The 12,991-nt window shown below is 74.6% G+C and carries 17 protein-coding genes; 5 read left to right on the forward strand and 12 right to left on the reverse strand.

Annotated features, from left to right (window positions below; translation table 11 throughout):
• The first annotated feature begins 65 nt into the window (after positions 1-65).
• The 4 genes from NAEX_RS43940 (at position 66) to NAEX_RS43955 (ending at position 5,373) form a co-directional block, all read left to right on the forward strand.
• Positions 66-647 carry an RDD family protein gene (locus NAEX_RS43940; protein ID WP_096333449.1) on the forward strand — a complete coding sequence of 194 codons (582 nt, stop codon included), beginning with the start codon at positions 66-68 and terminating at the stop codon, positions 645-647.
• Positions 644-3,295: a hypothetical protein gene (locus tag NAEX_RS43945; RefSeq protein ID WP_096333450.1), complete on the forward strand. Its 2,652-nt coding sequence runs from the start codon at positions 644-646 to the stop codon at positions 3,293-3,295. The genes NAEX_RS43940 and NAEX_RS43945 overlap by 4 nt, the downstream gene beginning before the upstream one ends.
• A gap of 40 nt (positions 3,296-3,335) precedes the next feature.
• Positions 3,336-4,748: a DUF1552 domain-containing protein gene (locus tag NAEX_RS43950; RefSeq protein ID WP_096333462.1), complete on the forward strand. Its 1,413-nt coding sequence runs from the start codon at positions 3,336-3,338 to the stop codon at positions 4,746-4,748.
• A gap of 202 nt (positions 4,749-4,950) precedes the next feature.
• The gene (locus tag NAEX_RS43955; protein WP_096325524.1) at positions 4,951-5,373 is read left to right on the forward strand and encodes a GFA family protein; all 423 of its coding nucleotides are present in this window, start codon (positions 4,951-4,953) and stop codon (positions 5,371-5,373) included.
• Positions 5,374-5,506: 133 nt separating this feature from the next.
• Here NAEX_RS43955 and NAEX_RS49135 read toward each other — a convergent pair whose 3' ends face one another.
• The 7 genes from NAEX_RS49135 to NAEX_RS43985 form a co-directional block, all read right to left on the reverse strand.
• On the reverse strand, positions 5,507-5,908 hold the full coding sequence (locus NAEX_RS49135; RefSeq protein ID WP_143825744.1) for a tetratricopeptide repeat protein: 402 nt from the start codon (positions 5,906-5,908) through the stop codon (positions 5,507-5,509).
• Between the two features lie 724 nt (positions 5,909-6,632).
• Positions 6,633-7,208, reverse strand: coding sequence for a KGGVGR-motif variant AAA ATPase (locus tag NAEX_RS43965; protein WP_096333452.1), 576 nt, complete (start codon positions 7,206-7,208; stop codon positions 6,633-6,635).
• Positions 7,209-7,686: 478 nt separating this feature from the next.
• Positions 7,687-8,202: a hypothetical protein gene (locus tag NAEX_RS43970; protein ID WP_096333453.1), complete on the reverse strand. Its 516-nt coding sequence runs from the start codon at positions 8,200-8,202 to the stop codon at positions 7,687-7,689.
• A gap of 121 nt (positions 8,203-8,323) precedes the next feature.
• The gene (locus tag NAEX_RS43975; RefSeq protein ID WP_143825745.1) at positions 8,324-8,566 is read right to left on the reverse strand and encodes a hypothetical protein; all 243 of its coding nucleotides are present in this window, start codon (positions 8,564-8,566) and stop codon (positions 8,324-8,326) included.
• Between the two features lie 896 nt (positions 8,567-9,462).
• Positions 9,463-9,624: a hypothetical protein gene (locus tag NAEX_RS51695; RefSeq protein WP_170136513.1), complete on the reverse strand. Its 162-nt coding sequence runs from the start codon at positions 9,622-9,624 to the stop codon at positions 9,463-9,465.
• A 129-nt stretch (positions 9,625-9,753) separates the two neighbouring features.
• On the reverse strand, positions 9,754-10,077 hold the full coding sequence (locus tag NAEX_RS43980; protein ID WP_143825746.1) for a hypothetical protein: 324 nt from the start codon (positions 10,075-10,077) through the stop codon (positions 9,754-9,756).
• Positions 10,078-10,250: 173 nt separating this feature from the next.
• Positions 10,251-10,496, reverse strand: a complete 246-nt coding sequence (locus NAEX_RS43985) for a hypothetical protein (protein WP_096333456.1) — start codon at positions 10,494-10,496, stop codon at positions 10,251-10,253.
• 2 nt (positions 10,497-10,498) lie between these two features.
• Between NAEX_RS43985 and NAEX_RS43990 the strand changes: the two genes are divergently transcribed.
• Positions 10,499-10,735: a hypothetical protein gene (locus tag NAEX_RS43990; protein ID WP_096333457.1), complete on the forward strand. Its 237-nt coding sequence runs from the start codon at positions 10,499-10,501 to the stop codon at positions 10,733-10,735.
• Positions 10,736-10,875: 140 nt separating this feature from the next.
• Here NAEX_RS43990 and NAEX_RS43995 read toward each other — a convergent pair whose 3' ends face one another.
• From NAEX_RS43995 to NAEX_RS51705, 5 genes are all read right to left on the reverse strand, one after another.
• Complete coding sequence (locus NAEX_RS43995) at positions 10,876-11,238, reverse strand: hypothetical protein (RefSeq protein WP_096333458.1); 363 nt, start codon at positions 11,236-11,238, stop codon at positions 10,876-10,878.
• Positions 11,238-11,408 (reverse strand): hypothetical protein, encoded by a 171-nt coding sequence (locus NAEX_RS51700; protein ID WP_170136514.1) that lies wholly within the window; start codon positions 11,406-11,408, stop codon positions 11,238-11,240. Before NAEX_RS51700 ends, NAEX_RS43995 begins: the two co-directional genes overlap by 1 nt.
• A 93-nt stretch (positions 11,409-11,501) precedes the next feature.
• Positions 11,502-12,194: a radical SAM protein gene (locus NAEX_RS44000; protein ID WP_096333459.1), complete on the reverse strand. Its 693-nt coding sequence runs from the start codon at positions 12,192-12,194 to the stop codon at positions 11,502-11,504.
• 304 nt (positions 12,195-12,498) lie between these two features.
• Entirely contained in the window at positions 12,499-12,708 is a 210-nt protein-coding gene (locus NAEX_RS44005) for a hypothetical protein (RefSeq protein WP_096333460.1), read from the reverse strand.
• A gap of 59 nt (positions 12,709-12,767) precedes the next feature.
• On the reverse strand, positions 12,768-12,991 hold a 224-nt coding region (locus tag NAEX_RS51705; protein WP_170136516.1), incomplete at its 5' end, for a hypothetical protein.

A 12,991-nucleotide genomic window follows, 5' to 3' on the forward strand; every position in this document is an offset into this window, starting at 1 on the left:
CGGGGACCCGCCGCGCCGCGCGGGGACGGACCGGGAGGCCCGGGGCCGTGTTATGGTGCGCGCCGATGGCGTTTTGGTCCCGCAAGGAGCGACCCGCACCGTGTCCGAGCTGCGACGCGGCGCTGGACATCGGTCTGGTCAAGGACGGGCGACCGACGTGCCCGGCGTGCGGGCAAGCGCTGGTGCCGGTGCGCGTCGCGGGCTTCTGGCGCCGCCTCGCGGCCGCGGTGGTCGACGCCGCGATCCTGCTCGTCACCGCCGGCCCGCTGCACCTCGGGCTGCAGCGCGTGCTCGGCGAGGCGAGCCCGGTGCGCGGCGGCTTCTCGTGGGCCGGCCTGCTCCAGCTCTTGACCGTCGACCCGCTCGAGATCCTGGTGTGGCTGGCGCCGCTCCTGGTGATGGTCGCGTTCTACTTCGTGCTGTTCATCGCCCTGCCCGGAAGGACACCCGGCCAGAAGCTCACCGGGATCCGCGTGGTCCACCGCGCCGGCGGCAAGGTCGGCCCGGTGCGCGCGACGGTGCGGTTCGCGGGCACCGCCGTCGGCCTGGTGCCCGGCGGCCTCGGCTCGCTGTGGATGGCCTTCGACCGCGAGAAGCGGGCCTTCCACGACTACCTGACGGGCACCTACGTCGTGAGGGAACAGTGAGCCTCCTCCTGCGCCACCTCGAAGCCAACGGCCCGCTGTCGCGCGCCGATGTCGAGGCCGCGACCCGGCGGCAGCAGCTGGCCGGCGGCAGCCTCGACACCGCAATCCTCGAGCTCGGGCTGATGACCCCGCTGCAGCTCGACGCCCTGCTGCAGAGCGCGTGCGGCCTCCCCGGCGCGCCGGTGCGGCTGCTCGAGCGCGGGCCGGTCCGTCCCTGGGAACATGTCCCGAGAGACCTGGTCGACATCGGCTGGGCCATGCCGCTCGCGCAGGAGGACGGCCGCCTCATCGTCGCCGTCCACCCCGACCTGCCCGACGCCAAGCTCGGCCAGCTCTACCGCATGGTCCGCGGCTTCTACCCGGTGGTCGCGCCCGAGTGCTGCCTGGCCAAGATCGCCGCCGAGCGCCATGGATCGATCCTCGCCCCGCGCTACGCGCTGATCCTGCTCGACTACCTCGAGGCGCTGCGCACCGCCTCGGTCACCATCAGCCTCGTGCCGGGCTCGGGCGTGTCCGAGTCGCGGGCCGGCGACACGCCTGGCCCGGCGGACGGGCGACCGGCGGATGCACCTGTCCCCGCGGACAGGCAGTCGCCGGCGCCGCGCGCGGCCGATGCGGACAGGCGGGCGACTGACCCGGGCGCTGCGGATGCGCCTGTCCCCACGGACAGGCAGGCGGCCGACGCTCGATCGCCGGGAGCACATGTCCCTGCGGACAGGCCGGCCGCGGACGCGCGGACCGCGGCGACGCCTGTCCCTGCGGACAGGTCATCCGGCGCCGCGGGCCCCGAGCCGTCCGGCACGCGCGAGCTGGCCGACGCACGAGGGGCCGGTTCACCCGGCGGCCCGCCGGCGATGGGCGCGCGGGCGACCGCGGCCGTCGCAGCGTCGGGCCCGGGGCCGGCAGGCGAGTCTTCGAGCGAGCCCGGCGTCGCCCGGCGTACGGACGCGCCCGCCTCCACCGAGGAATCGGGTATCGAGGCTCACACCGCGGCCCCTGGCTCGTCGCCGATCGATGGGCCCGCGAACCAGGCAGTCGGCGTCTCGGCGCCGTCGGCGCTCGACGCTCGCACCGCGGATGCGCCTGTCCCTGCGGACAGGCCAGGGGCCGACGCGAAGACGGCCGACCTCGCGGACCGGCCGGCCGCCGGCGCCGCGAGGGCGGAGACGTCCGAGGACGCGCCGGAGGCGGAGGCTCGATCCACGGCGGACGCGAGCCGCGGCGCGCCCGCAGACGAGCGGTCGGCCGACGCGCCGGTGTCGCTGGCCGACGCGCTGCAGGCGGACGTACCTGTCCCCGCGGACAGGCAGCTGGCCGGCCCGCGGCCGGCGGCGATGTCGGGACCGAACACCGCCGCGCGAGCCTCGGGCTCACCGTCCGGCGCTGCGCACGGCGCCGCGACCCGGACGGCAGAGGCTGGGGCGAGCTCGCTGCGAGCGCCGGCTGAAGCGTCCGCGGATGCGACCCCGCCCGGGGACGCCGCCGCGGCTGCGCCTGTCCCCGCGGACAGCCCTGGCGAGCAGCCCAGCCCGGGTGAGCACGGCGCGGGCGACCGACCGGCGCGCGCGGGCGTCGACGCGACAGCGGCTCCTGGCTCCTCTTCCGCGACCGAACCCGGCAGCGCGGCCGCTCCGTTGGAGCGCTCCCTCGCCGCTGCGGACGAGTCCGCCGCGGGTCGGGCCCCCGCCGCATCTGTCCCTGAGGACAGCAAGGGACGTCCTGCGGAGGCTCCCGCGGAGCCACGGCGCGCCGCCGGGGGTGCGGGCGCCGCGTCCGGAGCTGTCCCAGCGGACAGCTCCGCCGCTGCGTTCGCCTCGCTCGCGAGCCGCGGCCCCGAGCGAGCGACGGACGCGTCGCCCGCGGCTGCCGGGCTCGAGCGCTCGACCTCCCCGTCCCCGCCCGGCGCGCCCGCGACGTCGGACGTGGCACCTGTCTCTTCGACCAGCTCGTCCGGGCCCCAGCTCGACACCCCGAGCCTCGCCGCTGCGGGGCGGAGGACCGAGCCCGCGCCCGCGCCGATCGCTGCCGGCAACCGCCAGACGGCGGCCTACGACTCGCGCGCGCCCGAGTCCGACGCGGCGCCCGCGTCGAGCCGCCCGCCGTCGGCCCGGCCCTCGGCCGTCCCCGTCGCGCCGGACGCTCCCCTCATCGACCCGGGCGGCTTCGACGACGAGAGCGCCTCGCTGGCGGCGATGGCCATCGCCCCCGACACGCCGCTCATCATCCTGCCGCCCGCGGCCACGTCGCGGCCCCTGACCCCGCCGCTGGGCGTCCCTGTCTTTGCGGACACCTCGGCTGGCCATCCGGACAGGCGCACCCTCGTCGGCATCCCCGTCGGCGCGGCGCCCTCCCCCGCGCCGGTGACCGACAAGCCCGCGGCGCACGGCCCGGGCAACGGCGCGGCGCCCTCCCCCGCGACCGACAAGCCCGCGCCCGGCAACGGCGCGGCGCCCTCCCTCGCGACCGCCGCCGACAAGCCCGCGCCCGCGCACGCCCCCAGCAACGGCGCGGCGCCCTCCCCCGCGACCGACAAGCCGGCGCACCCCCTCGGCAACGGCGCGGCCCGCCCGATCGCAGCGCCGCCCTCGACGCCGAGCTGGCGGCCTCGGGCTACAACATCAAGGAGCTGCTGGTGTCCCTCACCCTGACCCGTACCTTCCGCTTCCGCGCGGTGGAGGAGTGATGACCATGAGACGGCGCAACTTCCTGCGAGGCGCGTGCGGAGTCGCGGTCGCGCTGCCCTTCCTCGAGTCGCTGAACTGGCGGCGCTTCATCAAGACCGCCAGGGCGGCCGAGCCCGGCGGCAAGCGGCTCGTCGTGTTCTTCATGTGCAACGGCGTCAACATGGAGACCTTCTTCCCCGCCGCGCCCGGCCCGCTGACGGCCGCGTCGCTGATGGGCACCAGCATCGAGCCGCTGGCCGACTACGCCGGCAAGCTGCTGATCCCGCGCGGCATGCACATGGTGCCCAAGGGTTGGGGCCAGGACGCCGACACGCCGGGCGACGACCACGCCAAGGGCATGGGCCACAAGCTCACCGCCGAGGCCCTCGATCCCAACACCCTGTACGCCCGCGGGATCTCGGTCGACCAGCGCGCCGCCCAGGAGCTCAACAAGGACGGCAGCCCGTCGATGACGCTCTCGGTCGGCTGGCGCCACACCAACGTGCTCGGTCACATCTCGTACGCCGGCAACAACACGCCCGTCACGCCCGAGGGCAACCCGTGGCTGACCTACCAGGACCTCATGGGCCTGGGCGGCCTCGACGAGATGGTGAAGATGCAGATCGCCACGCGCCGCCAGAGCGTGCTCGACCTGGTCGAGGAGGAGTTCAAGGCGCTCAAGGCCAAGAACCTCAGCCAGGCCGACACCCTGAAGCTCGAGATGCACGCCGACTCGATCCGCGACCTCGAGATCGACATGGTCGGCAACGGCCTCATCGAGTGCGCCCTCGACCCGGCGCGGGCCGCCGAGATCGAGGCGATCGACCCCAACTCGGTGCAAGAGGACTGGCAGTTCAAGACCATCGGCCTGATGCAGCTCGACGTCCTGGCCATGGCGATCGCCTGCGGGGCCACCAGCGTCGGCAGCATCCAGTGGGCCTCGGGCTCCGGCGGCCCGATCTACAAGTGGGACGGCATGAACCACGAGTTCAACCACCACAAGCTGTCGCACGGCAACACCAAGGACGACAACTCGGGCGAGGAGGTGGCCGGCTACCTCGAGATGCTGACCCAGATCGATCGCTGGCACGCCGAGCAGTACCGGCACCTGCTCGATCGCCTCTCGTCGTACACCGAGGGCGACGGCACCGTGCTCGACAACAGCGCGGTCGTCTGGCTCAACGAGCTGTCCGACGGCAAGGCCCACTCGTACCTCGACCTCCCGGTCATCATCGCCGGCAGCGCCGGCGGCTACCTCAAGCAGGGCCAGTACATCGACCTCATCGGCGGCCAGGACCCCTGGGTCCAGACCCACCCGCACAACCGCCTGCTCATCACCCTGCTCAACGCCGTCGGCTGCACCGACGACGGCGGCCCGGTCACCCAATTCGGCCGCGCCGGCCTCGAGCAGGGCGAGTACGCCGAGCTGCGGGCCTGATCCGCGAAGGCCGCGACGAGAGGACCACCGAGCGCTCGCTCGGTGGTCGCTTCGTCTTCATGGTCCCATGTCCCGAAGGACATGCAGCGACGCGCCGGTCGTGCCGACGCGGCCCCCGAGCGGCGCTCCATCGCGCGCCTCCGCGGCGACGCGACTGGCGCGGAGCCGCGCCGTCGCGCATGCTCGCGGCGGAGACCTCGCCATGCCCCAGACCTACCACGGCAGCTGTCACTGCGGCGCGATCCGCTTCGAGGCCGACATCGACCTGTCCCGGGGGATCCGCAAGTGCAACTGCAGCTTCTGCTGGAAGCTCGGCTACCGCAAGGCGCTCGTGCCCGACGAGGCCGTGCGCACGACGGCCGGCCAGGACGCCATGAAGGACTACCAGCCGACCCCGCTGCACTGGCCGCCCGGCGACATCCACCACTACCACTGCGGCCGCTGCGGCGCCCACGTGTTCTCGCGCGGCTACCTCGAAAAGGAGATGGGCGGCCACTTCTGGGCCGTCAACGTCGCCTGCCTCGACGACGCCACCGAGGAGGAGCTGGCCGCCGCGCCCGTCATCTACGAGGACGGCAAGCGCGACCGCCAGGACCAGCCGCCGGCGATCACCGCATACCTCTGACGGCAGCGCGTTCGCGGCGAGCGCCGCGAACGCGAGGGCCTGACCCTCGCGCGAACGCCTCGAGCGCCGCCTGCGGCGCCTCGTCGGCAAACACCTTCGCCAGCGTCGCCGACAGCTGCGGACGCCCCTCGCCTCACCCTCGCGCGAATGCGTCGAGCGCCGCCTGCGGCGCCTCGTCGGCGATCACCTTCGCCAGCGTCGCCAACAGCTCCGCCTGCGGATGCCCGTCGCCTCGCGCGCGCGCCACGTTCGCCGCCAGGTCCCAGCCCGGCGAGCGCACCCCGGCTGCCAGCGCCGCGAGCAGCTGCGTCAGCGCGTCGGGGCACAGCTCCGGCGCGTGGGCGAACGCGTAGAAGCACAGCTCGCAGCGCAGCGCCGACGCCGGCTCCGACGCGTCCAGCGCGCGCGCCAGCAGCTCGCGGCCCTCGGCCGCGCGGCCCTCCGCGAACAGCAGCCGGGCGAAGTTGCCGAGCAGGTTGCCGTCGTCCGGCTCGACCGCCAGCGCCCGGCGGTACAGCGCCTCCGCGCCCGCCATGTCAGCGAACGCGCTGACGCGGAAGTTCGCGTAGTTGCCGAGGTGATGCGCGTCCTCCGGCGCCCGCGCGATCGTCTCGCGGTAGGCCGCGTCGGCCGCGCCGCGTCGCCGCGGACCAGCGCGAGGAAATTGGCGTAGTTGCCGCGATGGTCCGCGTCCTCGCCGTCGATCGCCAGCGCCCGCTGATAGCACGCCTCGGCCAGGTCGTGCTCGCCGCACACGTCGCTGAGGAACGCCGCGAAGTTGCCGAGCATGTCCGCGTGGTCAGGCGCCTCTGCCAAAAATTTCTCGTAGAAGCCGCGCGCCAGCGGATTGCCGGCCCGGTGCAGCGCCGTGGCGAAGCTCGCGTGGACCGGCGCATCGGCCGGCAACGCCTCCACCAGCAGCGCGAACACCGGATCGCTGGCGCCCGGCGCCGCGTGCTCGCGCAGCCAGCCCAGCGTCACCGCCAGCGACGCGCCGCTCGGTTCGATCACCTTCGCCAGCCGCATCAGCGACACCACGCGCGGCCACGCCTCGTCGGCGATCGCCGCCGCGACCGCGGGGAGGATCGATCGCCCCTCGAACCCCGCGTCGATCAGCAGCACGCGCGCCAGCTCGACGTGCGCCGCGTGGAGCGGCCCGCGCTCGCTCGCCCGCTCGTCCAGGGCCACGCGCGGGTGCTGCGGGACCACCAGCGACAGCTCGAGCCCCGCCGCGCGCGCCGCCGCCTCGCGCGTCGCCCTCAGCTCGTCCTCGCCGACCGGCAGCGGGCTGCCGACCACGCGCGTCGCCAGCCCGCCTCCTCGCAGCGGCGCCGCAGCTCGGCGGTGCCGGCCACGTGCTGGCGATCGAGCGCCGTGAACAGCACCACGCGATCGGCGAGCGCCCGCACCCCGCGCTCGGCCGCCCGCGACGCACCGGCCGCCGCGTCGATCAGCACGAGGTCCGCCACCTCGGCCGCTACGATCGCCCGGCGCAGCTCGCCCCACGCCACGTCGCGCGCCTCGGCCGTCCACCCGTCCAGCCGGTCCCAGTAGCTCGCATCGAGGCGCCCCGCCGGCAGCACCCGCAGCCCCTCGCCGAGGGGCACGCACCGCTCGACCAGCGCCTGGACGCCGCCCCGCGCGACGGCCCACTCGACCAGGCCTTCGCCGTCACTCCCGACGATCCGCGTCAACCCCGGCGACTCGAGGTCGAGGTCCACCAGCAACACCCGCAGCCCGCGGGCCGCCAGCACACGACCGACGCCCCACACCGCCAGCGTGCGCCCCACCCCGCCGTGAGCCGACCAGCACGCGATGAACGACGGCGTCCGCATGCGCGACTCTTACCGCGCAAGACCCCGTCCGCGCTCGTGCCTCGCCCTCGCCCCCGCGTGCGCTTCCCCCGGTCGCCCGCCCCGCCGCGTCTCCGACATGTCCCAGGAGACATATAGCCCCGCGCTCCTCCGCCCGCCTTACCGGCCCTGTCGCTCGGCGGTCGACAAACCGGCCTCATTCGCCGCCGGCGCACGGCTGCTCTTTACGCCATGTCTCCGGGGACATCCGGACCTTGCCCGCGCTCGCGAGCCCGTCGTGCACGGCTGATCTTTCCACCATGTCCATGAGGACACCTCGAACCTCGGCGCTCGCGCGCTCCCCGTGCGTGGCTGCTCTTTCGACCATGTCCACGAGGACATCTCGAACCTCACCGCCGCATCGACCGATGAGTCGGACGGCCAGAACGCCGTCGTCCCGCGCAGCCGCGCAGCTCCTCCGAGTCACCGGGCGCCCGCGCAGCCCCACAGACTCCCCGAGTCAGCCACGCTCCTGCTCGCCCGCGCGAGCCGCCCGGGCCGCCACGTGCGCCCGGCGATCTCGCGAGCCCACCGCGCCAGCGCCCCCAGCAGCCCGAGCGCGGCCAGCGCCACAGCGGCGCCAGCGGGTCGCGCCGGGCCTTGCGTTCCGCCCACGTCGCCGGCCGCTCCCACGCGAACCGCAGCGATCCGGCGGGCGCCGGCGCCAGCCCGTGCCTCGCCCGCACCTCCGGGCCAGCTGCGCGAACGGCTCGTCCGCACAATCGACGCGCATCAGCACCCGCGCCTGCTGCTGCCCCGCGAAGTGCTCGCGCAGGTCGGAGCCCGGCAGCGGCAGCGGCGCGCGCAGGCCCTCGAGCAGCACCTCGCGCGGCGGCTCGCCGGCGTGCTCGAGCGCCCAGCGGCGGCACAGGTAGCGCGCGTGCCACTGCGCCAGCCGCTCGCGCTGCCCGAGCACGTTGTCGGCGATCTTGCGCCAGCGGTCGTGCCACGGGTGCGGCCGCGGCAGGTCGTCCACGCGCTGCGGCTCCTCGCGAAGCGATGGCGCACCCCGGCCGCGTCGACCACCGTCGCGCGCAGCAGCTGCTGGTCGCGCGGCGGATTGGGCGCGAACATCGACCACACCTGGCTCGTGAAGCTCAGCTCGATCCACGGCCCCACCAGCGTCCGCGCCTGCGCTCGCCACGGCAGACCGGGCACGCCGGCAGCTGCCACACCAGCAGCGCCACCACGTGGTACGCGACCAGGCTCCCGCCGCCAGGCGCCCGCCGGCCGTGCGCCCACGGCTCGGGCAGCGCGACCGCGGCGCCTCGCTCGCGCCGCGCGATCCGCCAGCCCGCGATCGTCAGACCTGTCCCCGCGGCCAGCACGCCGCGTGCCACGCCCGCGCCCCCGCCCCGCGATCAGCGCGATCGCCCCGCGGCCAGCACCACCATGCCGGCCCCCCGATCGCCACCCCGGCAGCGCCGCCGCGTCGCGGTGCTGGTGCGGCAGCGACGGGTCCTCGCAGGCTGTCTCTTCGCGCAGGTGCTCGGGACAGGTACGCCCGCCGCGCCAGCCCGCCCAGCGCTCGCCGCAGCGTCGCCACCGCCCACGGACCTGCCCACAGACCAGGTAGGCGCCAGCGTCGCCGGCGCGAACGCCCGACCGCCAGCAGCGCGTGGTTGCCGAGGTGGAACAGCGCCCGAACCGAGCCACCACTTCGGCGCCAGCGGCCCGCGGCCAGCCGCCGCGGCCGCCGCCCGCCGCGGCCCCGCGTCGCCACCGCGCGCACACGGCGGCCAGCACCGCAGCGCCGCGGCGCGCTCCGCCGCCCCGGGGTGCCTGGCTTTTCGACCAGGTCCATCGGACAGCCGCGGCGATCGCGCCGCCCCCGCCAGCCCGCCCAGCACAGCCGGGCGCCGCGCTCGCGGCCCGCGCAGCGCCGGCGCCCCGAGCGCCCCAGCGCTCGCGCGGCCAGCCCGACCAGCACCAGCGGGAACAGCCGCTCCCACCACATCACGCCCCAGCTGGCCAGGCGCAGCGGCCACGGCCGACCGCCGCGATCGCGGCGACATGTCCCAGCGGAATACGTGTCGCGCAGCAGCACCAGCAGCAGCGCGTCGCCCGTCTGCCACGCCGTGCCGCCTTGGCCCAGCCGTTGGCCGCGTAGCACAGCGCCAGCTGGGCGGCGATCAGCGCCTGCGGCCAGGCCGGGATCGGCGATAGATCGCCGCCAGCCGCGCGGCGCCGCGGGCGACGGGGCCGCGCCCGCGCCCGCACCTGGCCCCGGGCATGCTCAAAAGGCCACGTCGTCGCAACGCCGGCAGCGCCGCCAGTTGTCGACGCTGTAGGCCGCGCCGCAGCGCGACCACGTCAGCAGGAACAGGAACGCGCAGAACACCTGCTCCCCGCCCCAGTGCGCGTCGCCGCGGCGCAGCAGCCGGCGTAGAGCAGCCACGTGGCGATCGCGCTGAGCCGCGTGCGAAAGCCCAGCGTGAGCGCGAGCGCGGCCGCGAGGAGCAGGCCGAGGTGTACGGCCACCCACCCGGGCTGTCGCCGAAGTACAGCGGCGACCACCGGCCGCTGCTCACGAACTCGGCCACCGCCCAGGCGTCGCGCGGGCCCGCGGGCTCGCGCACGCCGTCGCCGAAGCCGACCAGCGCCCCGGGCCCATCAGCTCGGGAACGGCGGCCCGGGGCACGATCCCCTCGTCGGAGAACAGATACGGGGCCAGCGGCGCGATCTCGAGCAAGCTGACGAGTAGACAGCAGCCGAACGCGATCCGGAACAGCAGCGGCCGCGGATCGACGGCGCGCAGCAGCACGCGGCGCAGCCCCTCGCGGTGCAGCGCGACGAGGCCGACGAGGCTCGCGGCCGTCAGGGCGAGCGCCACCGCGAGTCCCGCAGACACCGGTTCAGTGTACCCGACGCCCGCCGCACCGCGCCGGCGCTGGCAGATTTTCTGGTCGCCCGTGCCCTCGATCTGCTAAGGTCCGGGCATGTCTTCGCTTATCGATTGCCCCGAATGCGCCTGTCTGTTCCGCGCCTCCGACGCGACCTGCCCGTTCTGCGGCATACGCAGCGTCACTCGCTCGGCTCGACGTGGGCCGCCGTCGCCTTCACCGCCAGCCTGGGAGTGATGGGCGCCGCTTGCCAGGTCGACCGCGACCTCGGCGACGAGACGTCGGCGACCGCCGGCGACCAGACGTCGACGAACACCGGTGACACCGCCGACACCGCCGTCGACACCTCGCCGGCCACCGAATCGACCAACCCCGGCGGCGAGACGATCGACCCGACGATCACCACCACCTCCAGCGACGGCGCCACCTATGCCGGCCCCGACGAGGAGTGGACGACCTGGGGCGATACCACCACCCACCACCGACACGTCGACGTCGACCACCAACACCACCCCGGGCACGACGACGACCACGACCAGCGCCACCAACGACTCGTCCGACGCCAGCACCTACGCCGGCCCCGACGAGGAGTGGACCACGACCGACTGGACGACCAGCACGTCCGACGCCAGCACCTACGCCGGCCCCGACGACACAACCTTCTGAGCGCCCGCCTGCGCGCCTCGCCGGCGGCCGTTCGGGCCGCATGTCCCCACCGACATGTCCCTGGGGACATGCGTCCATGGTTCGCCGCCGCCCTCGCGGCGTCCGCCCGCGCCGCATGCCCCGCGGACGTGTCCCCGTGGTCATGCGGCCATTGCTCGTCCCCGCCCCCGGTGGCCGTCGCCGTCAGATGTCCCGAAGAACACGTTCAAAAAACATGCCCTTCGGGCCATCGACGCCATCGCCGCGGCGGCCGCCCGCATCTCACGCCAGCGGGCGCGCTCGCCCGCGTGAGCCTCGCTCTTTACAGCGCGACCGTGTGCCCGGCCCCGTACGGCTCCTCGAGCCGCGACACCCGCGGCTCCTCGATCGCCCGGCCCGTGCTTTTCCCGCAGCTCCGGATCGACGTGCTCGCGGATCACCCGGAACAGCCCGTTGTCGAACGACTTGCCGCCGGCGCCGCGGATCTGCTCGATGCGCTCGCGCAGCCCGGCGCGGTCCATCATCAGCGCGCGTGGTGGCAGAACGGGTTGTTGCCGGGGCGGCCGAGCAGCGGCTCGGCCGCGGTGCAGCCGGCCATGCACGTCTCGGCGTAGTAGCACTCGCGGCAATAGCCCCACAGGTCGTCGACCGTGCGCGCGCGGATGTAGCCGAGCTGATACGACTCTTCCCACACCTTCTTGACCCCGTGGACGCGCCAGTTCCCCGATGTTGGTGCCGCCGCCGAGGCTCGGGCAGTTCTTGATCGCCCCGTCGCTCTCGATGCCCATCACCGACACCCCGGCCGTGCAGCCGCCAGTGCTTGCGCTGCGACTGCCGCAGGCGCCGCTCGAGGGCCGAAGTAGCCGAGGTTGTTGCCCGGCCACAGCCGGACCTTGCGGGCCTCGCAGCGGTCGAGCACCTGCTCGAGCGTGGCGAAGATGTCGATGAACATGTGCGGCTGCAGCAGGATCTCCGGGTGATCGGCCGCGTTGCCGTGCGGCACCGTGATCTGCAGCTGCCACGAATGGATGCCCTCGTCGGCCAGCAGCTCGAACAGCGGCAGCAGCTCGTGGCGCGTCAGCGCGTTGATCTGGGTGTTGCTGCGATCTTGCCGCCGGCCGCGCGGATCCGCCGCATCGCCGCGAACGCGCTGCCAGCTGCCCTGCACCCCGCGCAGGCGATCGTGGGTGGCCTCGAGGCCGTCGATCGAGAAGGTGACGCTGCCGATCCCCGCCTCGATCATCGCCTCGGCCCGCTCCTGCGTCAGGTTGAGGCCGCCAGTCGTCATCGTGCAGGCCATCCCGGCCTCGCGGATCGCCCGGATGATGAGGATGAAGTCGTTGCGCAGGTAGGCCTCGCCGCCGATCAGCACCACCTCGCCGCACCCGAGCTCCGCCAGCTCGCGCACACACCTTGAGGCACTCCTCGGTCGACAGCTCGTCGGGCCGCTTGTGGCCGGCCCGCGGCCCGCAATGCGCACAGTGTTGGTCGCACGCCAGCGTCAGCTCCCACACCGCCCAGCGCGGCGCCTGGCCTCGCGGCGATCCTCGTGGGTCAGCCAGCGGGGCCGGCGCGGGCAACGAGGCGACCACGGGCAAACGATCACTTAAGCTCATGGCACAAGCCTAACACGCGGGCCGCACCGAGGCTCGCGCGGGCCCGAGCCGACGGCTCCGTGCGAGGTCGAAGCCTCACGACGTCGCTGACCCGGTCGCCGGCTCACCGCGACATCGCTGCCCCGGTCGCCGCACCCCACACACGGGCGCGGCGACCCGGCCCCACGCTCACGACTTCGCCGGCTCGTTCGCCGCGCCGGCAGCAGCCGCGCCAGCGGCGAGCCGCGCAGCAGCCGTGCGAGCACCTCGGCCACGCTCTCGCCGCCGAGGATCCAGCGGGGCCATCGACTCCGCCATCTTCTCGGCCAGCGCTCGATCGCCGAACGCCTGCAGCGCGGCGATCAGGTCGGGCGAGACCGCCCGCGCCTTCTCGACCACCGCCGCGACCTCGGCCTGCAGCTCGCGCAGCCGCTGGTCGAGCTGCTGCTGCTGGATCGTCAGATCGAGCGTCGCGGACGCCTGGCGCCGGCCGAGCTCGGCCCCGTGGATCGCCCCGAGCCGCTCCTGCTCGGCCAGCAGCCTGCTGCTGGCGCTCGTGCATCGAGCTTGGCCGCCAGCTCGGCCAGCTGGTAGCGCTGCTGCTGCTCGCCCTCGCGGGTGCGCAGCGCGATCGCCTGCTGCAGCGTCGCCGACTTGGCCTCCGCGACCTGCTGCGTGACCG

Source organism: Nannocystis exedens, assembly GCF_002343915.1.
Classification (GTDB): Bacteria; Myxococcota_A; Polyangia; order Nannocystales; family Nannocystaceae; genus Nannocystis; species Nannocystis exedens.